This is a genomic window from Paenibacillus sp. VCA1, from assembly GCF_031583795.1.
Taxonomy (GTDB): Bacteria; Bacillota; Bacilli; order Paenibacillales; family Paenibacillaceae; genus Paenibacillus_AQ; species Paenibacillus_AQ albilobatus.
In genome coordinates, this window is the sequence record NZ_JAVLSX010000002.1 from 246,587 (window position 1) to 272,433 (window position 25,847).

The 25,847-nt window shown below is 52.2% G+C and carries 38 protein-coding genes; 4 read left to right on the plus strand and 34 right to left on the minus strand.

What is annotated here, in order from left to right; all coding sequences use genetic code 11:
• Positions 1-31: 31 nt before the first annotated feature.
• The 16 genes from RJP21_RS31230 to RJP21_RS04745 all read right to left on the minus strand — a co-directional run bounded on the left by RJP21_RS31230 (position 32) and on the right by RJP21_RS04745 (position 12,758).
• On the minus strand, positions 32-406 hold the full coding sequence (locus RJP21_RS31230) for a minor capsid protein (RefSeq protein WP_397386174.1): 375 nt from the start codon (positions 404-406) through the stop codon (positions 32-34).
• On the minus strand, positions 406-816 hold the full coding sequence (locus RJP21_RS04675) for a hypothetical protein (RefSeq protein ID WP_310858290.1): 411 nt from the start codon (positions 814-816) through the stop codon (positions 406-408). The genes RJP21_RS31230 and RJP21_RS04675 overlap by 1 nt, the downstream gene beginning before the upstream one ends.
• Complete coding sequence (locus tag RJP21_RS04680; protein WP_310858291.1) at positions 816-1,133, minus strand: hypothetical protein; 318 nt, start codon at positions 1,131-1,133, stop codon at positions 816-818. The genes RJP21_RS04675 and RJP21_RS04680 overlap by 1 nt, the downstream gene beginning before the upstream one ends.
• Positions 1,133-1,519: a hypothetical protein gene (locus RJP21_RS04685; RefSeq protein WP_310858292.1), complete on the minus strand. Its 387-nt coding sequence runs from the start codon at positions 1,517-1,519 to the stop codon at positions 1,133-1,135. The genes RJP21_RS04680 and RJP21_RS04685 overlap by 1 nt, the downstream gene beginning before the upstream one ends.
• A gap of 14 nt (positions 1,520-1,533) precedes the next feature.
• A complete protein-coding gene (locus RJP21_RS04690; protein WP_310858293.1) occupies positions 1,534-1,758 on the minus strand; it encodes a hypothetical protein in 225 nt (74 codons plus the stop codon).
• Between the two features lie 19 nt (positions 1,759-1,777).
• Complete coding sequence (locus RJP21_RS04695) at positions 1,778-2,869, minus strand: SU10 major capsid protein (protein WP_310858294.1); 1,092 nt, start codon at positions 2,867-2,869, stop codon at positions 1,778-1,780.
• A gap of 64 nt (positions 2,870-2,933) precedes the next feature.
• A complete protein-coding gene (locus RJP21_RS04700; protein ID WP_310858295.1) occupies positions 2,934-3,650 on the minus strand; it encodes a phage scaffolding protein in 717 nt (238 codons plus the stop codon).
• Between the two features lie 86 nt (positions 3,651-3,736).
• Positions 3,737-4,549, minus strand: coding sequence for a phage minor capsid protein (locus tag RJP21_RS04705; protein ID WP_310858296.1), 813 nt, complete (start codon positions 4,547-4,549; stop codon positions 3,737-3,739).
• On the minus strand, positions 4,546-6,117 hold the full coding sequence (locus tag RJP21_RS04710) for a phage portal protein (RefSeq protein WP_310858297.1): 1,572 nt from the start codon (positions 6,115-6,117) through the stop codon (positions 4,546-4,548). The genes RJP21_RS04705 and RJP21_RS04710 overlap by 4 nt, the downstream gene beginning before the upstream one ends.
• Before the next feature lie 24 nt (positions 6,118-6,141).
• Positions 6,142-7,605, minus strand: coding sequence for a phage terminase large subunit (terL, locus tag RJP21_RS04715; RefSeq protein WP_397386185.1), 1,464 nt, complete (start codon positions 7,603-7,605; stop codon positions 6,142-6,144).
• Positions 7,606-8,627: 1,022 nt separating this feature from the next.
• Entirely contained in the window at positions 8,628-9,020 is a 393-nt protein-coding gene (locus RJP21_RS04720) for a phBC6A51 family helix-turn-helix protein (protein ID WP_310858299.1), read from the minus strand.
• A gap of 73 nt (positions 9,021-9,093) precedes the next feature.
• On the minus strand, positions 9,094-9,294 hold the full coding sequence (locus RJP21_RS04725) for a hypothetical protein (protein ID WP_310858300.1): 201 nt from the start codon (positions 9,292-9,294) through the stop codon (positions 9,094-9,096).
• A 550-nt stretch (positions 9,295-9,844) separates the two neighbouring features.
• Positions 9,845-10,672 carry a hypothetical protein gene (locus RJP21_RS04730; protein WP_310858301.1) on the minus strand — a complete coding sequence of 276 codons (828 nt, stop codon included), beginning with the start codon at positions 10,670-10,672 and terminating at the stop codon, positions 9,845-9,847.
• Positions 10,672-11,022 carry a hypothetical protein gene (locus tag RJP21_RS04735; protein WP_310858302.1) on the minus strand — a complete coding sequence of 117 codons (351 nt, stop codon included), beginning with the start codon at positions 11,020-11,022 and terminating at the stop codon, positions 10,672-10,674. Before RJP21_RS04735 ends, RJP21_RS04730 begins: the two co-directional genes overlap by 1 nt.
• Positions 11,023-11,691: 669 nt before the next feature.
• Positions 11,692-12,168, minus strand: coding sequence for a type I-C CRISPR-associated protein Cas8c/Csd1 (locus RJP21_RS04740; RefSeq protein WP_310858303.1), 477 nt, complete (start codon positions 12,166-12,168; stop codon positions 11,692-11,694).
• 14 nt (positions 12,169-12,182) lie between these two features.
• On the minus strand, positions 12,183-12,758 hold the full coding sequence (locus RJP21_RS04745; RefSeq protein ID WP_310858304.1) for a hypothetical protein: 576 nt from the start codon (positions 12,756-12,758) through the stop codon (positions 12,183-12,185).
• Positions 12,759-12,910: 152 nt separating this feature from the next.
• On the opposite strand from RJP21_RS04745, the gene RJP21_RS04750 reads away from it, so the two are divergent.
• Positions 12,911-13,105, plus strand: coding sequence for a hypothetical protein (locus tag RJP21_RS04750; RefSeq protein ID WP_310858305.1), 195 nt, complete (start codon positions 12,911-12,913; stop codon positions 13,103-13,105).
• Positions 13,106-13,121: 16 nt separating this feature from the next.
• Positions 13,122-13,589 carry a DUF2441 domain-containing protein gene (locus RJP21_RS04755; RefSeq protein WP_310858306.1) on the plus strand — a complete coding sequence of 156 codons (468 nt, stop codon included), beginning with the start codon at positions 13,122-13,124 and terminating at the stop codon, positions 13,587-13,589.
• A gap of 752 nt (positions 13,590-14,341) precedes the next feature.
• Here RJP21_RS04755 and RJP21_RS04765 read toward each other — a convergent pair.
• On the minus strand, positions 14,342-14,467 hold the full coding sequence (locus RJP21_RS04765; protein ID WP_310858307.1) for a hypothetical protein: 126 nt from the start codon (positions 14,465-14,467) through the stop codon (positions 14,342-14,344).
• 112 nt (positions 14,468-14,579) lie between these two features.
• On the opposite strand from RJP21_RS04765, the gene RJP21_RS04770 reads away from it, so the two are divergent.
• A complete protein-coding gene (locus RJP21_RS04770; protein ID WP_310858308.1) occupies positions 14,580-14,789 on the plus strand; it encodes a helix-turn-helix domain-containing protein in 210 nt (69 codons plus the stop codon).
• 43 nt (positions 14,790-14,832) lie between these two features.
• Entirely contained in the window at positions 14,833-15,054 is a 222-nt protein-coding gene (locus tag RJP21_RS04775; protein WP_310858309.1) for a YolD-like family protein, read from the plus strand.
• 51 nt (positions 15,055-15,105) lie between these two features.
• On the opposite strand, the gene RJP21_RS04780 is transcribed toward RJP21_RS04775, so the two are convergent.
• The 17 genes from RJP21_RS04780 to nrdF form a co-directional block, all read right to left on the minus strand.
• Positions 15,106-15,603, minus strand: coding sequence for a hypothetical protein (locus RJP21_RS04780; RefSeq protein ID WP_310858310.1), 498 nt, complete (start codon positions 15,601-15,603; stop codon positions 15,106-15,108).
• Positions 15,604-15,999 carry a sigma factor-like helix-turn-helix DNA-binding protein gene (locus RJP21_RS04785; protein ID WP_310858311.1) on the minus strand — a complete coding sequence of 132 codons (396 nt, stop codon included), beginning with the start codon at positions 15,997-15,999 and terminating at the stop codon, positions 15,604-15,606. It lies immediately after the preceding gene.
• Positions 16,000-17,283: an HsdM family class I SAM-dependent methyltransferase gene (locus RJP21_RS04790; RefSeq protein ID WP_310858312.1), complete on the minus strand. Its 1,284-nt coding sequence runs from the start codon at positions 17,281-17,283 to the stop codon at positions 16,000-16,002.
• Positions 17,283-17,465, minus strand: coding sequence for a hypothetical protein (locus RJP21_RS04795; RefSeq protein WP_310858313.1), 183 nt, complete (start codon positions 17,463-17,465; stop codon positions 17,283-17,285). The genes RJP21_RS04790 and RJP21_RS04795 overlap by 1 nt, the downstream gene beginning before the upstream one ends.
• On the minus strand, positions 17,462-18,028 hold the full coding sequence (locus RJP21_RS04800) for a nucleoside/nucleotide kinase family protein (protein WP_310858314.1): 567 nt from the start codon (positions 18,026-18,028) through the stop codon (positions 17,462-17,464). The genes RJP21_RS04795 and RJP21_RS04800 overlap by 4 nt, the downstream gene beginning before the upstream one ends.
• Positions 18,025-18,237, minus strand: a complete 213-nt coding sequence (locus tag RJP21_RS04805) for a hypothetical protein (RefSeq protein ID WP_310858315.1) — start codon at positions 18,235-18,237, stop codon at positions 18,025-18,027. The genes RJP21_RS04800 and RJP21_RS04805 overlap by 4 nt, the downstream gene beginning before the upstream one ends.
• Positions 18,237-20,003 (minus strand): hypothetical protein, encoded by a 1,767-nt coding sequence (locus tag RJP21_RS04810; protein WP_310858316.1) that lies wholly within the window; start codon positions 20,001-20,003, stop codon positions 18,237-18,239. The genes RJP21_RS04805 and RJP21_RS04810 overlap by 1 nt, the downstream gene beginning before the upstream one ends.
• A 12-nt stretch (positions 20,004-20,015) precedes the next feature.
• Positions 20,016-20,495 carry a 3D domain-containing protein gene (locus RJP21_RS04815; protein WP_310858317.1) on the minus strand — a complete coding sequence of 160 codons (480 nt, stop codon included), beginning with the start codon at positions 20,493-20,495 and terminating at the stop codon, positions 20,016-20,018.
• Between the two features lie 74 nt (positions 20,496-20,569).
• A complete protein-coding gene (locus RJP21_RS04820) occupies positions 20,570-20,827 on the minus strand; it encodes a hypothetical protein (protein WP_310858318.1) in 258 nt (85 codons plus the stop codon).
• A complete protein-coding gene (locus RJP21_RS04825) occupies positions 20,805-21,146 on the minus strand; it encodes a hypothetical protein (RefSeq protein ID WP_310858319.1) in 342 nt (113 codons plus the stop codon). Before RJP21_RS04825 ends, RJP21_RS04820 begins: the two co-directional genes overlap by 23 nt.
• Positions 21,147-21,148: 2 nt before the next feature.
• Positions 21,149-21,922 carry an FAD-dependent thymidylate synthase gene (thyX, locus tag RJP21_RS04830; RefSeq protein ID WP_310858320.1) on the minus strand — a complete coding sequence of 258 codons (774 nt, stop codon included), beginning with the start codon at positions 21,920-21,922 and terminating at the stop codon, positions 21,149-21,151.
• Positions 21,923-22,036: 114 nt separating this feature from the next.
• A complete protein-coding gene (locus tag RJP21_RS04835) occupies positions 22,037-22,498 on the minus strand; it encodes a hypothetical protein (protein WP_310858321.1) in 462 nt (153 codons plus the stop codon).
• Entirely contained in the window at positions 22,495-22,737 is a 243-nt protein-coding gene (locus RJP21_RS04840) for a hypothetical protein (RefSeq protein ID WP_310858322.1), read from the minus strand. The genes RJP21_RS04835 and RJP21_RS04840 overlap by 4 nt, the downstream gene beginning before the upstream one ends.
• The gene (gene dut, locus RJP21_RS04845; RefSeq protein WP_310858323.1) at positions 22,734-23,420 is read right to left on the minus strand and encodes a dUTP diphosphatase; all 687 of its coding nucleotides are present in this window, start codon (positions 23,418-23,420) and stop codon (positions 22,734-22,736) included. Before dut ends, RJP21_RS04840 begins: the two co-directional genes overlap by 4 nt.
• 172 nt (positions 23,421-23,592) lie before the next feature.
• Complete coding sequence (locus RJP21_RS04850) at positions 23,593-23,742, minus strand: hypothetical protein (RefSeq protein WP_310858324.1); 150 nt, start codon at positions 23,740-23,742, stop codon at positions 23,593-23,595.
• On the minus strand, positions 23,743-24,648 hold the full coding sequence (locus RJP21_RS04855) for a hypothetical protein (protein WP_310858325.1): 906 nt from the start codon (positions 24,646-24,648) through the stop codon (positions 23,743-23,745).
• Positions 24,649-24,858: 210 nt separating this feature from the next.
• Positions 24,859-25,839, minus strand: coding sequence for a class 1b ribonucleoside-diphosphate reductase subunit beta (gene nrdF / locus RJP21_RS04860; RefSeq protein WP_310858326.1), 981 nt, complete (start codon positions 25,837-25,839; stop codon positions 24,859-24,861).
• Between the last annotated feature and the right edge of the window lie 8 nt (positions 25,840-25,847).

The window sequence follows — 25,847 nt, forward strand, 5'->3', positions numbered from 1 at the left end:
AAAAAGGCCGCCCATATTCGGACAGCCCCGTTTAAATTGTTGTTATCGTAAAATTGAGCGAATACAGAGTTCGCCCATTCTCGTCCTTTCCGAGATATAGCGGCGCCGATTGATCCGCCAGGCATTTCACAACGCGCGTACTTCCGAGCATAAACTCGGTCTTGCGGTGGAGATCCGCATAAATCGCGTTGGCCTTCGGTTCGGCCGCGCTTGCTAGCTTCGTACGCAATACGATTTGAAACGACGGCTTCGCTTTTGGCGTCCATTCTGACGGAGCATACCCGCCGGTTATTCGTGTAAACGCGCAATCATCCGGACTATCAGTTTGAAATGCGTTGCCAACAAACGTCAAGCCGATTCCGGGTATCGTCCGGAGATATGCGTTTATCTCAGCAACCGAAAGCATTAGCGCAACCCCTTTCGGATGGCATCCGCAATCATCCGGTTATATCGTTTGGCGTTCGCTTTTAGCGGCCTTTCCAGGTATTTCGGCTTGGTCCCGGCGGTTGTCGGATTTTTAAACGATCCCATTTCGTGTAGGCGCAGCGCGTAGTTATACCGTTCTCCGCTTTCGGATTGATTGACCGCGCTAAAAGTAACCGTTCCGACGACTTCTTCCCCATCCGCGGAGACTTCGTTAAATGCGGTCATCCGCAGCGTTCCTTCGTCGAGTGGCGCTTCATCGCGCGATGTCGCGAGCAAATCGTCAACCGCGTCTTGTACGCCGACAACTCCACTCGCCTGTACTTCCGCTTTGGTACGGTCGAGTGCCTTCGTGATAATGTTAAAGTCGAATGTTACCGAGTTTCGCGCCATTATACGTCCACCTCCGTTAGAACCGGCTTCCCGTTGAGCGCCCTACGTACGCTTATTGCGATTGGCGTGTACGTTGTTTCCGTCCCTAATTCGTTTGTGAACGTCAAGCTGTCCGAAAACTTAATATCTGTAAGCCGATCAAAGAAGAACGTTCCGACACTTACGACTTCCTCGCCGCGCTGATTACGGACGAGTCTGCCGCCTTCTTGAAACCGGCACTTTAACAGAGTGGGCGGTCCGTAGATGGGGTCGCCATAATCCGGATCGGTTCCAATCAGCTTCGTCATAATAACCGTTTGGCGTAATGGCACCCACATTACATCGTCACCCACTTCATCGTTTTCCTGCCGAGCTTCACGCCGTTTTCCGCGCCAATAATATCGAACGCCGACTCCGGAATCCATGCCTCAACGCCCGACTTGGCCCAGTCCTTGAACGTAAAATTGGCGACGCCCGTAACGCCAAATGACGCGATTCCTTGTTGCTGCAGCCTGTTTGTGTCGTTAAATGCGATCGCCAGTTCATTCGCAAACTCATACACGGCTGCGTCCGGTATCTTGTATTGCGGATATTTGTTCGTGAGTGTGCGCTCGGCGACATTTAGTATTCGTTGTTTTTTCGCGGCGTCACAGTCCGTCCAATCCTCAATATCGATACAGTTTGCGTCAATGTACGCATCGGCTGACAATACGTTTTGCGCCATCGTAACACCTCCGTTTATTTTCCGGAGGATTTACGCGGCTTTGGTACGGCTTTTGGCTCGTCCGGCTCTTTCGGTTCCTCCGTTTTCTTCGGTTCGTCAATTCGTTTTGCATCCGCCATTGTATCGAGTACCGCGATTACCTCCGCGTCATCGGTCGAAAAGGTCCCGCTCGAAAACGAGTACCTTTCGCCGGCAACGTAGAAGGAGAGTTCGCGGTACTTCGATTGAAATACCGCCATTCACTCGTCCTCCTTTCGATTACTTCGCGCCTTTGATGCGGGCGTGTGCGGCTTCTTGATGCAGCTCAAGTGTGTATTCGCCGACGATTTGACCTTGGTAGTAGTCGCCCTTCTTGCCGAGGTATTCGTGGCCGAAGTCACGTCCCTTCAATGCGCGGATCATAGTCCGGTTCTTGTCGAGGATCAGGGCTTCATCCGCGCTCAAGTTATCGTTAATGGACACGTCAAATTCACCGAAGTCCGTAACCAAGCGGCTTACGACTGTTCCGCGTTTTTCATCGCCATTCGGGATGCGGACGATGTTCTCGCTAAACTTACCGATTACGCGTTTTTGCTTGGCCGGAACAATGATTTCGTAATTTCCACCCGTCGCGAAACCGCCTTTATTGTAAATTGCTTGGAGCGAGTCGTTAAGCACATCAAGCGTTAGGTCGGCGCCTTTCAGGTCGGTTACATTCGTTTTAATCATGCTGCGAATGCCGTCCATTTGACGGACAACGCCATTTTCATAACGCACGCCACCGATAAATGCCTTCTCTGTTTGAAGCGCCAGCTCAAGCAGTTTTTTCGCCTTTTCGTATTCGTACAGGTCGTCGATCCCGTAGTTGGCAACCGCGGCCGCCGTACCGGAAATTTCAACCGTTTCGTCGAAAATCTGAGTTATGTTCGACTTTCTTACGCGAGGTTTGAACCGTCCTTGGCGGGCATCCGCACCTTCTGCGCCCTCAACAAACTGGACGACGATTTCCGCATTTGCCGCGATGTCGGCCGCGGTTGTCCCGGCATAGCCACGCATTACCGCGAGCTTTTTGGCTGTAACATCAACGCCAGTGACCAGGATCAACTCTTCGCCAACCTTGACGACTTGGTTCGGACGGAAAGGCTCGGTGTCTGCGACAACCAGTTCCGTAACATCCGCTGCTGCTGCCGTTGTCACCTTACTTTCATCCGCGAACATGGAGTCCTCGAACCAGATATGCTCCACTTGCGTAACGGGATTACTAAACCCCAGCATCGAAATGAGCGGTGTCTGGTACGGATTCAAAAGCAAGAGTTGATCCGTTACCGACTCGCGTTTACCAATAAGTTCTCCAGACAGAATTTTAGACATCTAAATACCTCCGTTGTTTGTTTTGGAAAAACAAAAAGACGCCCAATATTCGGTACGTCTTCGCTTAAATTCCAAGTTCTCGTTTTAATTTCGCATACGCCACTTGATCTTCTAGCCGGCCGCTTTGGCGGGCTTTATCAGCGGCTTCCTTTAACAACTGTTCCTTCGTTTTGTCCGTAGGCTCATTGCCGCCACTCGCGCCGCCGATCGGCTTCGGCTGCGGTTTGGACTGTTCGGCCAAATACGGTTTATTCGTCAACAACGCCTTAACAACGTCCGCCATGCCGGTGATGTTACCTTCCTCATCGACCTTAACCGCGGACAGGTCGGCTAGTACGAGCGCATCATCCAGCGCATCGGATCGGACGTTCAGTTCGCGAGCAACCGCCCGGAACTCCGCTTTAATCAGGCGTTGGTTAGCGGCATTAAGCGCCTTATCACGTTCAGATTTCGCTTCTTCTGCGGCCTTGAGTGCTTCGGCTTTCTCGGCCTCCAAACGTTCGGCTGCGGTCATTTCCGCTCTCTTGCGTTCTTCTTCGGATTTCTCTAACTCGGCCAGTTTCGCTTTGATATCGTCGTAATCTTCGCGGCCTTTTCGGTCTCGTGCGAGTCTCTTCGCGACGATCTCGTCAACCTCCGCCTGACTAAACGTCTTTTCTGGCTCGGGATTTGCCGGCGGATTTGGATCAGCAGGCGGCGCCGGATTCGGGTCGTGCGGGTCTTCCTCCGCAAACAATTGCAGATTTAACGGATATCTATAGCGATTAGCTTCGTTTTTCATTTCGTTTCCTCCCGTTTTAGGCCCGTCGGCCATTGCTTTTCCGTTGCAGTTTAGCGTCATAAACGTTCGGACAAAAGAAAAACGCCCTAAAAGGCGTTCGCTGGGTCACGTATCGGTGTGATTGTGTGCCGGCAGCGTGGGTGGAAGATTTGACGGCGCGGAAGATCGCCAATATACGGGTAATCTCCAGGGGCGTCCGGAGTTAACTTAATTATCCGCCCCTCCCATAACTGGCAAGCATCCGTTGCGCCATGTCTTGATATGCGTGCATAAAGTGCGCCACGGCCGATCGCTTCGTTCATCGCGGCTTCACGGTGTGTTTCGGCGAGCTTCGTGCGTGTGACCATTTCGACGTACACTTCCGGCTTCCAACGGCGGCCGGCTGCGTCAACAATCCCGGAGTTAACAGAGTCACCGAGCTTTTTGCGAAGGCCGTCGAGTATATCGCGGCTTATCGTCTTGCGGCCGTTAACGCCTTTAGCAAGATTGGCGCGCATCGATTCGGCCGTGACTTGCCGGACCGCTGTTCTTACGCGCCTTTCAACGTTCTTTGTGACCGCCAGTAAGTCCGCCTGCGTGTCCGCAACGGCTGCCTTAACCATTTCTCGATTGATCTTGTTAAATGCCGCCACTTTCGTCGCATCTTTGACGTCGAGCGAAACAAGCGTGGTTAAGACGCCTTCACGCGCGGCGATTGGGATGTTGTCCGAAACCCACTGCGCGGATTCCTTGTTAAGCTCCGTCAGTATTTTCGTGACTTCAATTAACGCGGCGGCCGAATTTGCGCGCGACAAATAAGCGATGTCCAGGCGGTCGAGTTCGCCGAGAATCGCTTTGATGGCTTTTTGATAGGCGCGGACTAGTGCGGCAATTTGGCGTTCATAGGTCGGGTCCGTCATGCGGCAGCCTCGCCGTCAAGATTGTTAAAAATCGATGACTCAACGGTGCCATTAGCGCGTTCCTCGTCAGCGTCAATCCTACGGACCATCTCTTCGGCAGTCGCGTCGTCCACGCCATCCAGCCCTTTAATCGCATCGGCCACCGATTGGGTCGGCTTGCCGCCGGTCCGGATTTGCGCCACCTCTGCGGCCTCTTTCGGGTCCTGCGGAATGCCATCGCGCCAAGTAATACGTGGGTAGATCGGCTCATACGTTTCAAAGCCCTCTACGTTTTGATTAGCGTAGTTTTCGAGCTGCATCGCCGTCCATATTGCGTCGCGGAATGCGCGGTCAACATGCGCGCGGATACGGTTTACTTTCGCCAGGATCGGCATGAAGCGCGCTTTGATTGCGCCGGAATCGGTGTGTGACGTGCCGGTGCCGCCCTTATCGTTCGCGAGGGTCGTACCAAACAACCACTGCGGCGTTTCTGACATTTGATAAACGAGGCCGAGCAGGATGTCGAGTTCTTTAAACGCGGATTCGAGTTGCCCTTCCCACGTCATATATCCTGGTGTCACATCGTCCTTTTCCAAAGGCATGTACCTGCCTCCGAACCTCGCCGTGGCGTCACCGTCCCCGTCTATATCCGGACCATAAGCAGTCGGATCGCTGTGTTTCCAAAGGATATAATCGATTTGCACCAAGCGTTCATTAATCGCGCTCAACACACTTTCGAGTTTTTCAATGCCGTTGATGCCCTCCCACCGGTCATCGACGCTTTTGTACGGTATATGGTGGACGAGCAGCCGGTCCGTCCCCGTTTCGATCACGTCTTCTACCCGGCCAGTCGGCACCGGGTCCCCGATAGTAAACGTCTCGATTGGCACGCCCCATTTGGTATCGACGCCACTCTCCGACAATTTATAGCGCTCATACGAGATGTAGCCGGGCACATGCCGTTCGACATTAAGGTAAGGCACGACCGACACTGGATTGCCCGTCAGCCAACGAATAATTTTGCCGCCAGGTTCCTCGACCCATTCGACCCATGCGATATTGATCGCTTTAAATTTCTTGCGCGAACCGATCGAAAGTTCCGGAAATACAATGTTTGCCGGCACCGCTTCGATAATCGGCTCAAGCGGTACGTCCGGCGCGGGCAAGCCAAGCGCTTCCGTCTCGCTTACGTCTGCGCGCGCTCCGTAATACGTCTTAATAAACGAATCGCCGCGGTAGCCGCCACCGATTACGAGCTCATGCATCATTTGCGTTAAATCGTTCTCTTCAACGATGGAGTCGAGTCGTTCCTGTTCGCGAGAACCGGGACCCTTGCCGGATTCGTACGTAGGCGGCTCGCCTGTAAGTAGATCCGCGGGCTTCGTGAGCAAAATGTCCATCAAGTTGACTGCGATGAAAAGCGTTTGAAGCTGCGCAGCGTGTGGTGTATCTTTCAATAACGTTGAGGCGCGTTCGTATATTTCCGGGTGCCGGCCGTCAAAGATGATCCGGCCACGCTTGTAACGGGCCAAGCGCGGAATATCCTTCGGTGGCGGGTATGTTTGTCCCGGTGTGAATAGCTTCGTCAAATTTGTACCCTCCTTTCGTCATAGTTACGCCCATGCGGGCTTGTTGCGGATTTTCTTTCGCCCGGACTTCGCAATGCTTACGGCCATCTCTAAAGCGTCCGGCAAATCATCGTGTGATCCAGCCGGGTACATTTCGAATTGTTCAAGCAGCAGCGCGTGTTTCCGCGAAAATTGAATAGCGCCACTCTCGATATCCGGAAGCAATGCCTCTATGCGGAGGTCTTTACGCGACCGTTGGTGTATTTCCTTGACACGTGTATTGGCCGGGTAGCCTTTCGCTCGTAGCGCTTCTTTCAGTTGCATAACGAAAAACTCCTGCGCCGCCTGAGCTTCGGCCGCGATCGCGTTCGGCTGATACCGTAGCGCTTTTTCGACGATCACACGCAAAAAAGCGTCCGGCTTGATTCGCTCCCCGAACGTATCGATTACGTATTTTGTTCCTGTCTCCTTATGCCGCGCGATAACGACGACGGCTGAGTAGTCCCCGCGCGTCTTCCCCATCGCGAAGTCAACGCCCATGTAGATGTCAAATTCGTTGGTCGGGCGTGGATACTGCGTCAACAAGTCGTGAAATGCCCCGGAGTCCCAATACCTAAACGTTTCCGGATTGAAGATCATCGACTCTTCGTCGACGGGATTATTCATGTACTCAGTATTGAACGCTTTGCTTCCGTTGTCCCATTTCCACGTCATCAGCTTCCAAATCGGCTGCGCTTCCGGCCACAAGACGACGGCGCCGCGGTCCATTTCTTCGCGGTTCAGTTCGTACAGAGCAAGCGCATCTTTAACACGGTCCTCTTTCGGCCGATCCGGGTCCTTGTAAACGAGTCTGCACGCCTCCCACAAGTCCATCCGCTCGGGCCATTCGATTACCGCCCGATACACTCGGCTTTTGAAATCCGATCGGTTATAGAGGACGTCGACGAGCAGCGCTTCGTGGTGGACGGTGGTCCCCATGTAGATAAACGCCGTTTTCTTGCCGCGCGGATCACCGAGAGGTACAACGGTCTGCGAAAACCAGTCCTTCAACTTCTTGCGAAGCTCCGGCGTGGCCGCGTTCGACTTAATGTCTTCGAGGTCGTCGCAGATAATAAGGTCCGGCCGTACACCGTTCCAGTTCCGGCCCCGCAGCGCCTGCCCCGTCGATGCCGCCTCAACCTTCGTCAGTAGCTTTTTCGTTCCGTCTTCTCGCGGTTCCCAAGCGATAAATTCCGAGCTGTTGTCCTTCGGATTCTCCTGTTGTTTCGGCGATAACAACGGTCCAAAGTCCGCCCGCAGCTTCGCGTTACTTTTTAGTTGCATCGCAATCCAATCGAGGTTAGCGCTGGATACCGCCGGCGTTTCCGAAATAATGATCTCGTACTTACGCTTGCGGTAGCAGATTTCACGGATCGGGAACGCTTTAGACAAATACGTTGATTTCGCGTGCGATCGGGGCGCCGCCTCCGCTACCTTATCGTTGGTATGCACGTTTGATACATCGTCCATCAGGGCGCAAATTTCCTTATGAAACGCAGGCGCTTCGTCATATGACGTGATATCGAAACCGTCCCAATTGCCGTCGTTGCCGGGATTCCGCGCCTCTGAGAAATATTCAAGCGCGAACTCGATTAGGTTCGTTTCGGCGCGGTGTATCCGAGTGAGCCGTTCGTACTCCGCAAGCTGTGCGTCAATCTCGGCCGCGTCGTCCGGCGAGAGGGCGCTAATATCTACGCCTTCAAGTACGTCCAGCAACGCCGCTATTTCGTTGATTTTTTCTTCGCGTTCAGGCCGCGACAACCATTTACCGTTTAACCAGGCGATAGATATGCGCCCTCCTTTCCGTAGACTTGAAAATGAGCGGGGAATTAGCGCTTTTGATGCGAACCCTACCGAATACACTCCGGAAAGGCGAAACGCGCTAATTCCCCGCTGAAATTCGGTCACAGGTACGTGTGATTGCGTTAGGCTTCCGAAAGTCCAAACGTTTATTTTGGTGCGCGGATTGTAGATGCGCCAGAAAGCGGCCCCTCGCGACACCCCCTTGGGGGTCACGCTTCACCGCGTTAAAGCCGCGGGGCATCAGCGAAAAATCGCCGTTTTGGGGCCAATCCGTAACCATTACGTTATGCACCGATTATGCACGGACATGTTCACAAAATACGCGTTATGTGTATATGTCCAGGCCGCAAACCCGCGCCACTACTACGTTCATCCCGCGTGAATAAAACGGCCATATTCAACGCATATTCATTTCCAGCGCGGAACACGAATAAGCCGCGCCGTTACGCGATTCTACCGTTTCTATCGCTGGCAATTTATTCACGTATTTCCCGCGCCTACCCCACCGTTTATGCACCGCCTATACAACGCACATCCGTTCGTGTGATTCGCACGATAACGCTGTGTTCCGTTAAAGCATCGAAAAATTTCGGGACGGATACGCGTCGGAGGCCGCTCGTTGATAAATCCGGCCCAATGTCGTGCTTAGTCGTCATCCTCGCGCCAATCCCTACCTATATAATGCGTACCTATTCCGCATCCTCCGACTTCTGCGCCTTCAACGCCTCAAGACGCTGCTTCAACGACTCGATATCGGTGCCACTCGTATCCTTCGTCTCCACTTCGATCTTATCCGTAAGCAACCCGTTGATTTGCAGCGCAAGCTTCGCCATGGCCGCGTTGCCGTCTCGTATAGCAATCTCCGACAACGACTCGATAAGTTCCGGCAGTTTATCCTGGCTATTACGCACCATCTGCCGCTTTAACTCCGCCTCAAATGCGGGATTCTTCTTCCACTCGAAAATAGTCGAGCGATGCACGCCAACGATTTGCGCAATCTCGTCGTAAGTCTTGCCGCCTTTCTTCGGCTGCGCCAACCATGCGATCGCATCGTATTGTTCTTGCGTTAAGGATCTCGCCATGTTCTCGCCCTCCTTTCGTATAAAAAGAAAACGCCGCTCATCCGCTCAAGCACAGCGGACAAACAGCGCTGGGTTAATCTGCGTTAATCAATACGCGAACAGGTCCGTAATCATCGATAATAACGCCATCATTACCGCAGATATAAACGTTATCTTCCGGACCGTAAACGATCTCCCTCACGCCTTCCCTACGCGCTAATTCGCGGTGTAAATCAGCGGTGGATACTTGCGATAAATCAACCGGCTCTTCCGGAAAGTTTAGCGTGTGTTTCATGGCTTTAACGTACCCTCCTTCTATAACGCAACACTAAGACGGAATACGCAACGGTCAACGAAACTGTACTTAATAGCAGTACGCATAATACCGCCAACATTAACGCAATCCCTCCGTTCTATATACGTGTGTTGACGGTTGCTATCCGCAACCTTTACGCGTGGTAACGCAGTTAATTGAGGTTTGCCCTCTTGAATGTACTTCTTCGAGTATGCTTCATGATTAATACATAAAGGCTTTCGGCTTCGCCTCACTGGTCCGGTTTCACCGTCCCAGACTATTTATTTTGACTGCGCTAAATCTCTTTATAAAGGACTTTCGCGTCCTAAGATTATTAATAACTCAAGGCCGCGCTTTTCGGCCGCAGTGTCCGGTCTCGCTGTTCAGACCGGTTATCTTTTCCTCGCTGGATACGCAACAAAGACTAAGAATAAATTTGACCCCTAAAAACACGGAAGCCCGCGCCGCTCTAAGGAGCAAGGCCCGTTTTTACTGTCCGAAAATTTACCGATGAGAGGCCGATTTTGTCCGAAAATTTACCGATGAAACCTTACATGGCCTTCTTCGCGAAGTTATTCCGAATGGAAAACATCTCGCGCAAGGTCGCGTCAGGCACGCCATTCTTCCGGTAGAAGATGAACGGATTGATCTTGTAATAGCGGTATTTCCCGTAAACTACCTCGGCGAATACGTATTGGTCACCGAATTTTAGATTACGCAGCTTCGTGTACACGGATTTTTCAGTAAGTCCCGTCACTTGCGCGATATCCTCTTTCGTCAGTGGCAACGTATTTTCAACGTCACGCTCGTAAGGATTCGCGCAGATCGTATTCGTTTCGAGATGAATATAGCGCAACAGCTTGTACACGAAGCCGAGATCGCGCGCCTTTACTTCGGAATACAGCGCCTTGACTTTCGCCACGAACGTTTTCACGACGGCCGTGTTATCCGTTCTTCCCTGGAAATGGTAACGCGGATTAAGTTTGTATCGGTCGCCGTCCTCATACATAACGCCGGCTGCCGTCATCTCCGCCAGAAATTCGTAAACGGTCGATCGGCTGACTTTAAGCGTGCGCATCATATCTTCGCGACTCATTGCGGTTTTGTCCGGATTGGAAAGGATCGCGTCGTAATTAACGAAGCATTGCAAATAAAGAAGGTATCCGCAATGTTTATCGGACACCTTTTCAATGACTTCGTCGATATTATGCATGTTCGTTACGGTAAATTCCGGAGCGCGCCCGTTGGTTTGCGCCTGGATACGGCGGTATTCTTCGCGTTGGCGCTCGGATGTAATGCGGTCGCCCTCCGCAAGGACTACAGCGCGATCGTGCTTTTCGCCCGTTTCCGGATCGACTAACGTTTTATACTCGGCCATTACTCGTGTTCCTCCGCTTTCCATAACTTCGTCGGATCAATCGGTTCAATACGAGTGTACCCGTTACCCAAATCGATAATGCGGTGGTTATCGCGTAGATCGATCGCTCCTGCAGCTTCCAGTCGCTGTTCGTAAGTCTTCTCGTACTCTTTCCGCGGGATTACAAAATCGCGGTTAAAAACCGCTAATTTTCCGCTACCATCCGCCTGTACTTCCGCCTCTAACTCACGCAATGCCTGCGTCGCCTTTTTAGCTTCGCGTTGAACCGCCTTAAGTCCGGTCAGTGCTTCCGCAATGTCTACGTTAATTTTAACTGTTAAGTCGCTTAATTCGCGCTGATTGTGCGCCATTTACAACGCCTCCTTTAATTATGTAGCGCAGGATTGTCCGGAGTTTACCCGGATCGTGCGTGGACCCTGACGCTGGATTCTTTTCATAACCCGTAGCCACAAAACAGCGGAAAATACACGATTTAAGCGCAAAAAAGACGCCCAACCAGGCGTCAATCTCCGTACTCAAGTAGGCGCCAACCTTTCCATTGGCTTACCGGACGTTTCCGTTTCCCTTGCATCGAGTATTTTATTTTCGAAATACCGTCCCATGCTTGCGCGACAGTTCCGTCCAACATGTCGGAATGCTCACGGAGCCAATTTTTAAGGTTCCGGCATTTGTAAACCTCTCCATCTGGCGCTTGTATAACCCATTCTTTCGCGTGCATGTGCGTATCAAAGCGTCCAGTTAACGGACTTTTTGCGGCCATGTCGTGTGCTTTCTCCAAGGCCGCGCTATTAACGCCCGCTGCCGCAAGCTGCTTTCTATGCTCACTGGAACACTCTTGGCCGCATGTTTTAGTTAAACTACTTTTAGGGCTTGGAAACTTTGTACCGCAGACAATACATACTTTGGAGTTTGACTTTAATTCAGAAAAACACGCCATTGAGCAAGCATATTTATTGCGACCAAGAGGTTTTCCGCAAATAGGACACTCTCTCACGCCGACCCCTCCTAAACATAAAACGCTACTCTCTTTCGTAAATTCTTGGATTGTTCTGGTTTTTATCGATAACCCACGTTTTTCCTATTTTCTTGGCGCTTATTCTACCCTCGGCGCAGTAGTTCTTTATAGTACCAGGCGACAATCCCCATAATTCAGATGCTTCCTCGACGCCTATAACATTATCGAGGTCATGTTGCTGTGCGTAATACGCCTGTAGATACTTGCCACTCAATGGTTCGTTATTAAATTCGTCACCGTCAAGACTTGCCATTATTTCTCCGAACATATCCAGCAACATCATTTCATCTTTTCCAAACCGGTCCGCATATTTAAGTAGATCGGAGTGGATTCTTTCCAAGGTGAGTGCGGGTTTGCGGTCATACCGAGTAAGATGCTTATCGGCAATTCCTATTTCGTCTTTGTCTTTCGCTTTATTCGCTAGTACATTGGCAATGGCAAGCAGCCGGCCAAATTTAATATCACGATCTGTTGTATTCATATTTCTTGCACCTCTCAACTGTTTAAAGTTTCTAACGCGCGCTGATATTGCTCTTTACTGATCTTGGTCGGAATGTATCCTTCTCCGCCCTCGTTGTTTAATTCATTATAGTGCCGCCGCCAATCACGAACCTCACTTGCGCTCATAAGCCGATCAACGCCTTCCTTCTCGGCCAGCTCGACTATTTCCTTTGCGATTTCAACTTCTTCCTTATGTTGCTTTTGCTCCTCTGTTTCCGTGCCAAACTCCTTGGCAACTTCCTCTTTCATTTCTTTGATTGTTGCGTTTATTGCTTCGCCTGTTTCTGCGCCGAGTGTAATTGCTTTGTCGCCTACTCTCGTATATTTCTTGGATGGGTCTAGTTTAGCCTTTTCATAGTAGACGTCTGTCAAGAAGTTATACTCCAGAACGGTAGCAAAGTATCCATTCTCCACAACTCTATCGCCCACGACAATTTCCACTTTCGATGACGTATGTACACTAATGCTTCCCGTTTCAATACCGTCCAAGTTCTCTTTTTCTTGCCAACCACTAACCGTAATGCGAGCGGTAGCTTTGCCGAACGGTACTTCTCTGATTAACTCTATCATTTGACTTTTCCTCCTTTGAAATATGCGTCATCGCACCTTATGTCTATAATATACAATGTGCGCCATCGCATGTCAACGTGTTTTGCGATATTTGCACTCGACTGCTTCGAAATATGGTAAAATTTCGGTATTAATACGAAAGGCGGTCGAAAATGAGTCGTTATATGAAGCCGTTAACCTCCGAAATACACTTACATACCGCGATGATAGACCGGCTGCCGGTCGTTGTTTTCATCGGTGACGAGCTTGTGGGAGCCGGTCGGATCGTGGAAATAACGGAGATTAGCGTCAAAATCGGGGACGAACGGTACATGCGCGGAGTGTGTACGTTTAAATATGCTGGTTAGAACGGAGGTCTACAGGATGATATATCACGCTACAAGGGCGCCTATTGATGTTGGTTTAACTCTAACACCATCGTTTTACTATGCTAATCTAATTTCTAATAAAAATAAGCCTGATATGCAGCCGCAATATAATAAGGAGGTAGTCTTTGAGGAAATTAGAAAGGTTTTCTACCACGAAAGGCCGAGCCGACTTGCATGTAATTATGTGATGCGCGACTACCAAGATGTCGTTGAGTACAGAGACAATCATCCCCACCTTCATGCAGGTTGTATATACGAGGTAGTTCCCTCTAACCCTGAAACAGCAATATTGTTCGACGCTGATATGGTGTGGTTAGATTGCAATTACTTGAGTTTAGAGCAAATCACACAGTATGCGCATGAGTATTGGTCCGGTACCCCTTCGCAATCACCTCAATGGGAAACGTTATGTGGCGGGGACGGAATTAAGCTTATAAAACAATTGGCAGGACCTATAAAATAAACCCCATAAACACAGGAGTCCGCAGCATCCCCGTGCGTGTCCATCCACGCATCTTCACGCGCGCCTGGATACGCGGCTCCAAGTATACAAAATTACGGTCCTCGCCGGTGATTAGCTACTGCACCACGCCATAAAACGCCATCTTATGCGTTGATGTCGCGCCAAGCTCGATAATACCGGCGGGCAGCATTTTTGCGTTATCTTCCGTTGGTACTGCGTAAATAGGTGGACAGTGCCTGACTCTTGCGAAAAGATAAAGCGGTGGCCGTCGATTTTCGGTTCGAAGATATGGCGCGAATCTGAGAACGGGGCCGCCGCCGTTTCGAGTAACATCGGGCTAATAAACATCGTAAACACCCTACGCCGATTATAGCGCTAGTTGAACGTATGATGAGGCGGTAAGTGTTGGAAACGGTTAGCGCCGGCGGTTACGCAGCACCGATATTAGAACGAGCACTGAGGAGACGAGAGCCACGAGAACAACAACCCAAGTGATTACGTTTAACATTCGAATCCCTCCCGTTCCACAAAGCCCCGAGCCGTTCTCATACAGCGAACAGCCAAGTCTTTTGATGTTTCTCCAGTTCTGATTCGTTCCGCGAATTTCTCCCGTAACCATACAATAAATTGATTGCTTGTCATTTCTTTCATATCGAATACCTCCCGCGTCAGGCCGCCGCCATCATATTGTATATTCCGAATCGATTATGTTAAGATTGGGAGGAGGGAGCCACTAACTCCCTCCGAGGAACCTATTTACGATTGCGTGGGAAGCGTCGTTGTTTGGTTCCTTTTTCTTTTTTACGGCTTGTTTTGTAAACTAAGTAAGCAGTGTAACATTGAATGATTGCCGTAATCAGTGTGACCCAATCTTTCATTTGCTTGACCTCCTTTCAATATTCATTATACGATATCGTTTATTGAATTGCAATAGTTTTGACAAAATAATTCTTTATCGTATAATGAATAGCAAATACGGAGGTGCCACGAATGGAAATCAAAATAACGCCCCGGCTCGGCGAGATCCTGAAAGAACGCGGGCTAACGCAAACACAGCTCTCGGAGATGTCCGGCGTCCCACAAGGCTCTATCTCGCGATTTGATAAGAATACACGTCACGATGACGCGCACCTATTCGCTATTTCGCGCGCTCTCGGTATTCAAATCGAAGAATTATTCCGCGTCGAAACGGTTGAATAAGAACGTTTGTTCGTTATATAATGTCCGGAGAGGTGATATACGGATGAAAACGAATTGCGTGACGCCAGCACCGCCGGAGGAAATTTTGCGATATCTCATCGAGGCCCACCAAACGCGTGAACCGATCAACCTACGTATGTACGACGAATATGACGACGCACATGTCATCGGCGTAATTGAACGCGTTGATCCGCAGGGCCGCCGCTTTATGGTCGACGGCGAGTGGTTCCGCGTGTCCGATGTTCTCGCCGTTGAAAATGCGTAAAATAAAAGCGCCGCGGCTTCGCGACGCTCTTTTCATTATTTAAATTCCGACTCATTGTACGAACTCGTCCGCCAACACGCCGCCCGTATCCCGAAGATTATACGTCACAACCGGTCCCGGCGACGTATCTCGCTTATACTGTGCGTTCCTCTTCTTGTTCTTAGCCTGCGCTACCTTATCGACAAAGCGATGCTCTTTCGCAGTCCTGTGACGGCGCTCCGGCTTGGCACGGTTAACGCTGTCTGTGTCGTACGATTCCGCCAGGCCTTCGGAATATTCCTGCTCTTGCCTGCGTTCTAGCTGACGTTCGGATAAAAAAGGATATTCTTCATTTCGCGTCTTCATCCGATCCGTACACGTCAATTCCTCGCGCAATATATAATCGGTCAAGCGCTCAAGCTGCGCAGCATCCGGCGTTTCCCCATGCGCCTCGATATACCGGTCGGTCAACACCTCCACGGCCGCCATGCGCTCCTTTCTGTCTTCGATATTGGCCGCGATCAACTCGTCCACATGCACGATAAATTCCGATTTATAGTCTGTCCCCAATTACGCAGCCTCCTCGTCATCAACTTCGAATTCGACCGTGATTTCTCCGTACTCCCATCGCTTGAACACGCTAGCAATCGCTTCGGCCGCCCTGTCAACCGCTGCCGCCACGTTTTGCTGTGCGATGCCCATAATGGCCGCCGCTGTCTTCTGCGTCAGATCCCGGCCGTAAACCCACGCAATCGCTTCCGCCTGGCGCTCCGTTAGGCCCGCCGATTCGATTGCGCTGTGTAGGTCGATAATGATGTCCGATGCGGCAGTGTCCCCGCGGAACCTGCGCTCGGCTATTCGGTGGCGATCGCGGAGCAGCGCCTTAACACCGGCCACGTCGTTGAGTGCGTATTTAACTTCGTAGGCTCGCGTTTGCTTTTCCGTATCAACCTTGACTGCGCCCATTTATGCGGCCTCCTTTTCGGGAGTCAAGCGATTGCCTGTTTCGCTCAACTCCGCGTAATAATCGTTTACTATCCGATCCTGCCATCCGAAATCGAACGTGCTTACCCTTTCGCCATGCCACTCGACTTCAACGCCGGCGCCCAGCGTTAACTCGTTCCAGCGGAAGGGGCCGTCCTTGTATGTTCCGCTTGCCTCCCGATATCCGTCGCAGCTCCCATTTCCGTGCGAGAACATGAATGCGCTGACGTCCTTAACGCTGTGCCACGACGGAATGTGCGGATATAAATTCGAGCGCATCAGGTAATCGTCCGTAAAGTCTTCGAGTAGCTCGTCCAATTGCGTAAGGCCGTCGCCCAATTTATCCGTGGATTTTCCGTCCTTGTCGTAGCCGATGTCGGTTATCTGCGCGAAGTAAGCCGGCATCTGGCCTGCGAGGAACTTGGCGTCGTATCCAGTAATATCGCCATAGCCGCCACGCTTGAAGTTCGACCCCCACCGCTTTTCTGCAGAAGGAATTAGCGGAGTTCCCGGCGGTGCCTTGCGAGTGATGAGTATCTGCGTCGGAATCGTTGTGCCTGTCAGCGCAAAGGTTTCTCCCGGCAGCATTATCGTCGCCACGTGCCAACATGTTCGGTAAAGAAGTTGCCGGACTTTTTCCGCATAATTAGCGTAGTTAAGCCCCAGCGGGAGTACGAACGCAATGTAGCCGCCGGGCTTGGCCGCTTCAATCGCGAGTTCGATAAACGCGGCTTCCGACTTTCCGCCAAGACGTCCGCCCTTCTTTTTCGTCAGCGTAACGAAATCATCCGGTACGTCTTCGGCGGCAATGTCGATGCTCACGCCATACGGAGGGTTGCCGATCACGTAATCGTAATGGTCGCGCCGGCCGTGCTTAAACGCGTCGCCCTGGATGACGTTGGCGTTCGGATAGAGTAGCGAAGTTACCTTGGCGCTTGTCTCATCGAGTTCAAGCGCTGTGATCTCGGCGTCTTGCGGTAAGTGTTCGATAAATACGCCACTGCCCGCCGACGGTTCGAGGAAACGGGACCTTGCCGGAAATGAACCGCCGCTGAGCCCGCGCAGAGCCTCGACAATGAAGCGCGCAACGTGCGTCGGCGTGTAAAAGGCGCCGCCGGCGTAAGCGTTCGGGAGTAGCCCGCCCGTTGACGTGTAGTTTTGGCGAAGGAAATCGAGATCCTCCGCCGTTATTTCCTCGCGTGGTTTCGCAATGATCGCCATGCTGCGGACGTTGCCGTCCCATCTTGCGCGAGACGCCTTGCCCATTAAGCATCCACCTCCGCCTTATTTTCGCCAATCACCGCGTTCCCTTTCGAAAGCATGCGACCGCAAAGGACCGCCAGCATTCCGTCGCGATTACCACTCTCATATCCTCGCTGATAGCCCGCATCGTACGCACGGTCTACAACATCGCGGATGATTTCGTCGTACATCTCGTCTATTCTCACTCCGGCCAATCCCCCGATAAGTACGCCATGATTTCGTCAATTTGCGCATACAGTCTGTCCAGTGTGCCGCCGTTGTCTACGGTAAAGTCCGCCGGGAACCCATCGAGTGCCGTTTCGGTACCATGCATGAGGTCGCCGTAATCGAATTTGTCGCCGGATTTAATGGCGCGATCGATGCGGACGGTATCCGGTGCTGTGACGCGAACCAACGTGTAGCCGGCCGATTTGAGCGCTTGAGCTTCATTTAACTGGCGAACGTCGGTGATGACGGCGCGGAAGTCGAGGCTACCGTAATACTGGCGCTTTACTTCCGCAAGACATCTACGTATCCATATGTCCTCGTAGAGATGTTCGCGCATGAATTGGCCGTGAAATTTGTAGCCGGCGCGTGGTTTCGGTTCGCGTGGGATTTCCGGGTATCGGCGGTGGAAATCGTCTTTCAGCGCGTCGCCGAAAGCGAAACGCGTGTAGTCGTATATTTCCGCCAGATAACGAGCAACTTCGTCCTTGCCTGCGCGGAGCTTGCCGATTAGGCCGATGTTAGGTAGATGAGTTTGCGTCACTCAGCGGACACCTCCGTCCATTTACCGTCTGCGTTAACGGTACTCACGATAGTTGGCGTTCCGATAAACGATGCGACCGCGTATTGCGGCCACTTCGGTTTCCATATACGCTGCTTAATCGCCAGCTTTGCGTCACGCTTCGTTTGATATACTCGTCCGAGCGCCATCTTCCCGGTCGAAATTTCTACGACGATATATGCGGTTTCCATCAGGCGGCTGACACCTCCTTCCGTACTGCGGCGTTGTCTTCGCGAGAATCGTCGATAATCTTGAAGTTATACGTACTCAGCGCGTCTCCGTCTTCGTATCGACCGTAAACCCATCCGGAACGATTGCCGATAACGTCACCGTTACCAACATGATGAACAACGGCTTTTACGCCGGAGAGAATTCCGATAACAACGTCACCCACTCGAACCTCCGTCGGATTCGGCACGTTCAGATATTCCGCAGGCACTTCGAGGCCGAGCGCACGGCGTAACGCAATAGCCTTCCCGATATGAGCGTTGAATACGTCGTTTGGTGCGCATTTTGCGATGCCTTTACGAAACGGCTTGCCACCAATCAGACTAATTAGCGCAACAACCGTGCGTTTATCGCGATTTACGATAAATTCGCATTTATCCGTAATAGAGGCTCCGTCCTTATTCGTAAACCAAATACTTGGATGGTATCCGTCAGACCTCGGATAATTGCGATCAAGCAACTCCCTAACGTCAGCCTTCGCACGCTCAACGATTTCGTCGCGGATCTGCTGCGGGGATTTCTTCAAATGCGTATCAATCATCGTCCGTACCTTCGCATTTTCGAGTGCCGCCACGCGTGATTCTAGCGATTTGATATCGTCCGCTACGCCCTCTTCGATAAGTACAACGTCCTCTTGCGCAACGCGGAGTTGAATCGCCATTCTGCGGACAGTTTTCTCAAGCGCCTGTACCTTCGCAGCCAATGCGGCGATATTCTCCGCGGCTTGTTCAGCGGCTGGAAGCGATGAGAGTTCCGATACGGCTGCGGTTTCGTTTACTGGTTCGAGCACGCGTGAGTCTTCCGCGCGAAGAAGGTAGTATCCCGGCCCGTCGACACTGTACGCGTCACCTGCGGGTACCGTCTCGTTCTTCTTAACCGTTCGCGTTTCGCCAACTGTGAAACAAGCACGACGCGAAAACGTAATAATCACACACTCGCCCACCGCAGCCTTCCGATCGACCATGCGCAGGCGCTTGTTATCGATGCGGATGATATCGGTCGGTTCGAGGACAACGTAAGCGGCGGCGCCCCATCCCACAACCTCGCCTTCCCCGTCCTCACTATCGTATGGATTGGCAATATCGACATCGCCCGAATCCCTAACATCTTTTGCGATGTTATAGTGCGAAGGCTTGCCGGGCCACACGTATTTGATCCGCTCACCCTTCACCGCCTTCCGTTTAACCTCGCGATACTCGCGCATGACTCCGCCGAGTGATTCGTCCGGCAACAACGTATTATTTTCGTCCAAGATACGCAGCCCCTTTTCGTTAAAAATGTGACGCTCTCCGTTCGCGGCCTCAACGATCCACAACGTGTCACCTTCATACATGCTGTCATGTTCGCCTGAGACAAGCAACGTAACTATTTCACCCTCTTTCGGTGCTGCACGCGTGTCCTTTTGGCTCTTACTATAATCGTGAGCAGCCTCCGGGTAACCATGTTTTATAGCGAATCTTGTATACGTACTGAACCGTCTTCCGGGGTGAGTAATCTCCGCTTTTCTTCCGTCAATTTTACGCGGCTGCTCGTCCGTTTCGAGCGTGAACCACGTGAGGTAACTCTTGCCGTTTTCGTCCGGTTCAATCGTAAAATGGTGACGTTCGCCGGCGTCGTCAATGATTACGTAACACATATCGAAGAGGCATTTTGTTTCCCCTACGATTTCATACCGATTCCCTACCGTAATATCCCGACCGTTTTTAAAGCAACGCAAATATTTCTTCATATAATCCGCTCCCTATTTGTTTATTTCGCCGCTTGTTGCGTCGATTCGTACCTCTACCGTCTGCCTTCCGAAATCCCACGCATCCCGTGCGCTCGACATCAGAACGTCAATCTTACGCCCCTTAATCGCGCCGCCCGTATCTTCGGCGATCGCTTCGATTTCACTTCCGTCAGCCAAGCGGATAGTAAGTTCGGTCCCCAACGGAATCACCGCCGGATCGACCGCGACTATGCGGCGGCCCTTGTACTTTATCGTGTGACTTACGTCAATTCCCGTGGATGTTACACCGATGCATCCCGTATCACAGAACGCGGTGTACGCGGTGGCCGTGAATGTGCGCCATTTCTGCGGAGGAGATTTCCGGTGATTGTCCGAGGAGGGCCGATGATTGCCTGTTTCATCGGAACTCCCTGTTTCACCGGAGGGCTCCGTCCTTGCTGGCGCCTTGACCGCGCTAGAAGTTGGCGCTTCCTTCGCGTTATTCGGCGGCACGCCCTGCGGGATAGTTGATAGTGCGATGGTTATTGCGATGATTGCTCCGATTAGCTGCCGGATTCGATCGCCTCCTATTCGTCGAGATATGCGTCAATTAGATCGAACTGCAGGTGCGTTAACATGACGGCTCTTTCCGCCAGGTCGACGCCGTGCCATCCGGTAAGGACCGGCTCTGTGCCGCTTAACGGACCGGTTACCGCGAACATGACGCCAGTAACGCGGCCGGCTCGCGCTTGAGCTGCGAGGGATTCGAGTGCTGCGGCGATTTCGTTCTGTACGCAAGGGAACGGGATGATTTCGGCCATGTTACGCCTCCTTCGTAATGACAACGCTAATGTCTCCGCTATATGGCTCGATTACCGACTTCTGATAGCGGTTGTCCACTTCGTCGTCTTCGTGCCATCTGACGTAGTAATCAACGCCGTCAACCGCCATACATACGACGTCGTTCCAGCGCATAATGCGACGATACTCCGGCTTGTCCTCTACGCTGAGTCTTACGAACGCGACAGACTTATACGTGCTTTGGTATCGTGGGGTATACGTCATGGAATCGGCAATGCCGGACATATGCAAAAACGTGACGTCTTCCGGCGCGATGTCGAGTGCTTCGCAGTTTTCGAAATGGAGCGTTATTGTTGGCGTCAAAGTTATTCGTCCTCCTTCGCATCAAAGTATGCGGCCAACCACGGATCGACCTTCACGATCTCGTCGCGGACACTGACGGCAAGCTTAGCGATCTCATGCTGGGCACCGTTGCCCGGCCGCCGTTTCGCGTAGAAATCGAGGAACGTGCGCAGGTTCCCGGTCATGACGAGATTGCACGTTGCGGCGTTCGGCAGGACCATGCGGGCGTCTTCCGGCGGGACTCCGGCTGCGCGTAATGCATCGTACGCGGACTGCAAGTACTCCATTACGCTCTCATATAGCGAGAATGCGTTTGAGAATGCACCCCAGTCTTCGTTCACTATCGAACCGTCGTGTCGGCCAACGCTCGGCGGAGTCACGTACTCGAATCCGCCACTCTTGTCCGCGCTCCCCATCCGGACATAACGCTGACTCTGTACGCTGAACGAAAGGTGCCGATGTCTTGTCAATTGCGCCAGGAGCGATCGGCTTACGCCTTCGACCGCGAACGTGTACGTGATATGTTCGAGCGTGGAAGTGTGCCCGCTGCGTGTTATGTGACGGAATAGCCGGTCCGCGTCCGTGCCTCCTTCGCCGTCTGACGCTGCGTTTCCGAAATACTTGGCGCCCTCCTTTGCGACGATTTCCGTCGGCTTGAGCGGAGAGTAGCACGTTCGGATTGCGGTAAGGGCGATTGCGGCCCTGTCGTCACCTTCGTAATTAATGCCAGTTTGAGCGAAGATTTCGTCAGAGAAATCGTCTGATAGCGTGCTGTGCGCTATTAGCTTAACGTTCAATTTTCGTCCTCCCTTAATTTCGTTTAGCGAACGCAGCGACTGCTTCGCATATTGATCCGACTCCGATTACGATAATGAAAAACGTAAGAAACGGATGTTCAAGCGCCCATTGCGTCATGCCGCCGCCTCCTTCCTTTTTACGTTTTCGAGCGCCTCAATCACAGACGCCTTAATGATTCGGATGATTCGCGCATCTCCTTCGCGGACTTTGAATACCCGGTCGATCCAGTCATTAATCGTGCGCCAATCCTCGCCGTCAACCAAGTCCGTGATCCGCGAATCCCACGACTTTCCCGCGCCGGCTGCGAAATAGTGGATTGCCCACTCGCCATAAACGCAGGATACATAATAGTTCGCATTGATTGCGCAAGGTGGTACACACCATGGCCGGTCTGACAAGTCTGTCAATATGCGACAGCCATTTGAATACCAAAGACGCATGGGTTCCGAACTCTTAATCGCACCGCCTTCGATCACGTCGTGTGTTTCTCCGCAAGACTCGTCACCACACCATTGTGCGTAAGTAACACGTTCGGCGAGCGTCGGGTAAGCCGCCAGGTACTCAACCTCGGTCATTCCGCCGTCACTCCCCACGGCGCACATTCCACCGGAGGCTCACACGGCTTTGTCTCCACGGGCTGTACGTCGAACACCGCAAACACGCCAACCTCGAATTTGTCGTCGCGGTATGAGGGAAATCTCGCCAGATTCTGCGCCTCTTTCTCCGCGCGTTCCCGAGTTTTGTACGTCCTGATTGCGCCATTCTTGCGGTACGGCCGTCCGTTAATCAACATTACGTATATCGCGTCGATCACTCCCCGATCACCTCCGCCATTGTCGGTAACGACGCGAAAGCTTTGCGTACGTTTTCGGCCGCCTCTTCCTTCGTTGGCAGAACGTCGAAAGCTTTCCGTACGTTCTCGGCGACTACTTCCGCCGTCACCCCGGTATGTCCAAATCCGCCGGACCCGCGTTCCGTCTCCGTCAGCTCTTCGACAACTTCGAACGTTGCGCGGATGACCGGCGCGATCACTCCCTGCGCAATTTTATCGCCTTTGCGAATCCAATACGTATTGGCTGTAATTGCCTCATCTCCGTCATAATTATCCGGCTCGCCCAGCGTTGCCTCTCCGTCGATCAGCGTGAAACAGAACGTTGCGTCTTCGTAAATTTCGTCCTCACACACGCTATATGACTTCTGCGCAATGTTATCGACGATCACCGCAACCTCTCCGCGGAACCCCGCGTCCACCGTCCCCGGCGAGTTAGCTACGCGAAGCTTCGTCCGCAAACTGATTCCGGATCGCGGCCGCACCTGCATTTCGAAGCCTTCCGGAATTTCGAACGCGAGGCCCGTCGGAACAAGTGCCGTCTCCCCTGGCGCAATGATGACGTCTTCTACCGCGACGAGATCGAAGCCGGAGTCGCCGGGCTTTGCGTATTGCGGAATTACGGCGTCCGGATGCAGACGTTTGATTTTTACGGGGATCTCGCTCATTCCGCGCCCTCCTTTCGATTGATTGAAAACGCGGATATCACCATCTCTACCGCAAAGAATGCGATTAGGAATCCGATGATAATGCGGCCAGGCTCATACATTCCGAGAATGAACGCGATGAGTGCGAGCGCCCAATATACCGCAACAAGTGCGCTGATAATTCGCATTGTCATTATGCGTCCTCACTTTCCGCGAACATTTCCATTGCATCGTCATAACCGGACCAGTTATCGACGCCAGCGCCTTTGAGACAGTCTAATAACGTCTGGTCGCGGAGCAGCCTTTCGTACGTACTTTTCGGAATTGTAATCAGATCCTCCATTTACGCAGCCTCCTCCGCAGAGCCGACGCTATAATCAACGTCGGTGTCGTCGATGACCTTGTACTGCTTGTCCGCAATCCATCCGCTGAAACTTGTATGATAAAACGCGTAGTTACCGAAATCGGAGCCGTCGTGTTGCGGAGCTCTCTTCGTAAATGCCGTGCGAACAGGGCCGCTAAGGAAGCTATCCCAAAGCGCTACCATCCCAACACGCGGCTCGTCCGGCTGCGGCGCGTCAGTATATTCGGTCGGAATCGTCAGGCCAAGCGCCTTTCTCAGCGCGATCGCTTTGCCGAGGTCTGCGTGAAAAACGTCGCCGGGCGCGCACTTTGCGATACCTTTTGCGTGAGGACCGCCAGCTTTCCGCGGATATGGTACGTTGCTGAATCCGTTAAGTTTGTGGACAAGCGCAACAACCGTTCTCTTATCGCGGTTAACGTGGAACTCAACGTCAAACCATTCGCTACGAAACGGACTAGACTCTTGTGGTAAGCGACTATTATCATCGCGACCAATCCGAAGCAACTCCGCCACATCCTTACGTGCCATCCCGATGACATCTGCGCGGGTCAGCGGTTTAGGAACGGGCGTGGCTCCGACCACTTGCGGCTGTTCGATTTGATCGAGATACTTGCGGATGGCGTCGGCGTTCTCGCGAACGAATTGCGCGAAGGCTTGCGTCAAGTCCGCGGAGTCATCAGATAGTGCGGCCGGGGCTACCGGTTCAAGAACGACATACTCTTCATGCCAAATACCTGCGGACACCTCGTTGGGAGATATGCCGGTTTCGCGCAACTCTTTGACTGTAAACTCATCGCCATTCTGGTACTTGCCAAACGTCACCATTGCGTCAACAATCTTAATGCGCTCGCCCACCGCTGCTTTACGCTTAACCTCGTTAAACATCGAATCCCCTCCGATTGTTTTATTTGCGCTCGGCGCGGTTATTTGCGCCTTACACTTACTTTGTTGCCGGCCGCATCCGTTTCGCACACTTTCAGCGAAACTTTTTGCGCCGGTAAATTAATATAGAAAGGTTGAGCGGGCACTTTCACACTTTCCGCAAAAAAAAAAAACGGAAGACCCTCGCAGGCCCTCCGCTAAACTTCCTCGCTATTAAACCGCAGGAATCTCCGGCAAAACGAAATCCGCGTCAGTCAGCGGCACGACGTTCATGGCGCGCTGGTAGCCGTTGCCCTTACGCGAGAAGAAGTCGTGGTTTTTCGTTGCCGTATTGATTCCGTTGAGGATGATCGGGTTGATCTCTTCGTCTGGAAAATGCGTGTCCCGGCCGAGGTTCATCAACGCGCGGTTAAAGTTGTACCGCAAGAATCGCAGCACGTCGTCCTCCAAACCGAGCGGCGCGTACAAATCGACGGTATAGCCCGCCTCATTGTCGTAAAGCCGTGTCAGCAGCGCCGACACTTCGCGATCAAGTACCGCCTGGGTTTCCGGCGGCAGCTCGTCGTATATCTCGCGCGCCAGCGTGCCGACGTATTGGCCGTGGATCGCCTCATCGCGCATGATGAGGTCAATAATCTCCGCGCTGGCCGTAAGCTTTCCGTGGCCGGCGAGGAGTAGCGGATAATAAAATCCGGAGTAGAATAGCGCAGATTCAAGGAATACCGAAGCTACCATCGCCATATACAGGCGCTCTGGCGAATCGATTGCGTGATAATAACCGCTAATGATTTCGCCTTTCCGCTGCAGGAACCGGTTATCCTCGACCCAACGAAATACCTCGTCAATCTCTTCGGTTGAGGCAAGCGTCGTAAAGATACTGCTGTACGATTTCGCGTGGATCTGCTCCATCATCGCCATAAATCCGAGGACCGCTTTACGCTGCAGTCCGTCGACATGTTCGAGAATTTGCGGCATGCCGATTCCGCCTTGAACGGTATCGAGAAGCGTCAAGCCGCCGAGCACCTTTTTGTAGACGTCGCGCTCCGAATCGGATAGCGTAATCCACGTCATTTTATCGTCGGATAACGGGATCTCGTCATCCGTCCAAAATTGCGTAATGTTCTGATTCCAGAACGCCAAGCTAAATTCGTCGTCCGGCCGATTCCAATTTACAGCTCTAAATTTGTTCGTCAAGTAATCGT

What these genes read in the sequence shown, in the direction of transcription:
- RJP21_RS31230 (WP_397386174.1), bottom strand. Translation starts at nt 406, where the DNA reads ATGCTTTCGGTTGCTGAGATAAACGCATATCTCCGGACGATACCCGGA.
- RJP21_RS04675 (WP_310858290.1), bottom strand. Translation starts at nt 816, where the DNA reads ATGGCGCGAAACTCGGTAACATTCGACTTTAACATTATCACGAAGGCA.
- RJP21_RS04680 (WP_310858291.1), bottom strand. Translation starts at nt 1,133, where the DNA reads ATGTGGGTGCCATTACGCCAAACGGTTATTATGACGAAGCTGATTGGA.
- RJP21_RS04685 (WP_310858292.1), bottom strand. Translation starts at nt 1,519, where the DNA reads ATGGCGCAAAACGTATTGTCAGCCGATGCGTACATTGACGCAAACTGT.
- RJP21_RS04690 (WP_310858293.1), bottom strand. Translation starts at nt 1,758, where the DNA reads ATGGCGGTATTTCAATCGAAGTACCGCGAACTCTCCTTCTACGTTGCC.
- RJP21_RS04695 (WP_310858294.1), bottom strand. Translation starts at nt 2,869, where the DNA reads ATGTCTAAAATTCTGTCTGGAGAACTTATTGGTAAACGCGAGTCGGTA.
- RJP21_RS04700 (WP_310858295.1), bottom strand. Translation starts at nt 3,650, where the DNA reads ATGAAAAACGAAGCTAATCGCTATAGATATCCGTTAAATCTGCAATTG.
- RJP21_RS04705 (WP_310858296.1), bottom strand. Translation starts at nt 4,549, where the DNA reads ATGACGGACCCGACCTATGAACGCCAAATTGCCGCACTAGTCCGCGCC.
- terL (WP_397386185.1), bottom strand. Translation starts at nt 7,605, where the DNA reads ATGGACGATGTATCAAACGTGCATACCAACGATAAGGTAGCGGAGGCG.
- RJP21_RS04720 (WP_310858299.1), bottom strand. Translation starts at nt 9,020, where the DNA reads ATGGCGAGATCCTTAACGCAAGAACAATACGATGCGATCGCATGGTTG.
- RJP21_RS04725 (WP_310858300.1), bottom strand. Translation starts at nt 9,294, where the DNA reads ATGAAACACACGCTAAACTTTCCGGAAGAGCCGGTTGATTTATCGCAA.
- RJP21_RS04730 (WP_310858301.1), bottom strand. Translation starts at nt 10,672, where the DNA reads ATGGCCGAGTATAAAACGTTAGTCGATCCGGAAACGGGCGAAAAGCAC.
- RJP21_RS04735 (WP_310858302.1), bottom strand. Translation starts at nt 11,022, where the DNA reads ATGGCGCACAATCAGCGCGAATTAAGCGACTTAACAGTTAAAATTAAC.
- RJP21_RS04740 (WP_310858303.1), bottom strand. Translation starts at nt 12,168, where the DNA reads ATGAATACAACAGATCGTGATATTAAATTTGGCCGGCTGCTTGCCATT.
- RJP21_RS04745 (WP_310858304.1), bottom strand. Translation starts at nt 12,758, where the DNA reads ATGATAGAGTTAATCAGAGAAGTACCGTTCGGCAAAGCTACCGCTCGC.
- RJP21_RS04750 (WP_310858305.1), top strand. Translation starts at nt 12,911, where the DNA reads ATGAGTCGTTATATGAAGCCGTTAACCTCCGAAATACACTTACATACC.
- RJP21_RS04755 (WP_310858306.1), top strand. Translation starts at nt 13,122, where the DNA reads ATGATATATCACGCTACAAGGGCGCCTATTGATGTTGGTTTAACTCTA.
- RJP21_RS04765 (WP_310858307.1), bottom strand. Translation starts at nt 14,467, where the DNA reads ATGAAAGATTGGGTCACACTGATTACGGCAATCATTCAATGTTACACT.
- RJP21_RS04770 (WP_310858308.1), top strand. Translation starts at nt 14,580, where the DNA reads ATGGAAATCAAAATAACGCCCCGGCTCGGCGAGATCCTGAAAGAACGC.
- RJP21_RS04775 (WP_310858309.1), top strand. Translation starts at nt 14,833, where the DNA reads ATGAAAACGAATTGCGTGACGCCAGCACCGCCGGAGGAAATTTTGCGA.
- RJP21_RS04785 (WP_310858311.1), bottom strand. Translation starts at nt 15,999, where the DNA reads ATGGGCGCAGTCAAGGTTGATACGGAAAAGCAAACGCGAGCCTACGAA.
- RJP21_RS04790 (WP_310858312.1), bottom strand. Translation starts at nt 17,283, where the DNA reads ATGGGCAAGGCGTCTCGCGCAAGATGGGACGGCAACGTCCGCAGCATG.
- RJP21_RS04805 (WP_310858315.1), bottom strand. Translation starts at nt 18,237, where the DNA reads ATGGAAACCGCATATATCGTCGTAGAAATTTCGACCGGGAAGATGGCG.
- RJP21_RS04810 (WP_310858316.1), bottom strand. Translation starts at nt 20,003, where the DNA reads ATGAAGAAATATTTGCGTTGCTTTAAAAACGGTCGGGATATTACGGTA.
- RJP21_RS04835 (WP_310858321.1), bottom strand. Translation starts at nt 22,498, where the DNA reads ATGACCGAGGTTGAGTACCTGGCGGCTTACCCGACGCTCGCCGAACGT.
- dut (WP_310858323.1), bottom strand. Translation starts at nt 23,420, where the DNA reads ATGAGCGAGATCCCCGTAAAAATCAAACGTCTGCATCCGGACGCCGTA.
- RJP21_RS04850 (WP_310858324.1), bottom strand. Translation starts at nt 23,742, where the DNA reads ATGGAGGATCTGATTACAATTCCGAAAAGTACGTACGAAAGGCTGCTC.
- RJP21_RS04855 (WP_310858325.1), bottom strand. Translation starts at nt 24,648, where the DNA reads ATGTTTAACGAGGTTAAGCGTAAAGCAGCGGTGGGCGAGCGCATTAAG.